The sequence below is a fragment of the Lysinibacillus sp. RU7 genome (assembly GCF_057837305.1).
In genome coordinates this window covers 1-249 of the sequence record NZ_JBYQFK010000231.1, presented here as the reverse complement: position 1 = coordinate 249, position 249 = coordinate 1, and the positions used below count along the sequence as shown (strand labels likewise).

The window sequence follows — 249 nt, the reverse complement described above, 5'->3', positions numbered from 1 at the left end:
CCGACTTGGTCCAGGACCGAACGGCGCAGCAGCATGAAACATCCCGACAGGAACGGGAATTGGGCTACCGTATCATAATCCCAACCATGAAATTCATATCGCTGGTTCTTGGCCTTGGCCCATGCCGTTTTTGAAAACAGGCGCCGGGCAGCGATATCTGCCGGATCGGGTAGTAAGCGGCAGAGGTGCTGGAGCGACCCGTCGGGATAGCGGACCTTGGGCATCGCCAGCCCTGCATCGGGATGCGCG

The 249-nt window shown here is 59.4% G+C and carries 1 pseudogene; it reads right to left on the bottom strand.

Features of this window, described 5'->3' with window-relative positions:
• Window positions 1–249 (bottom strand): annotated as a pseudogene (locus tag AC3II9_RS22215) (hypothetical protein); the annotation flags it as partial.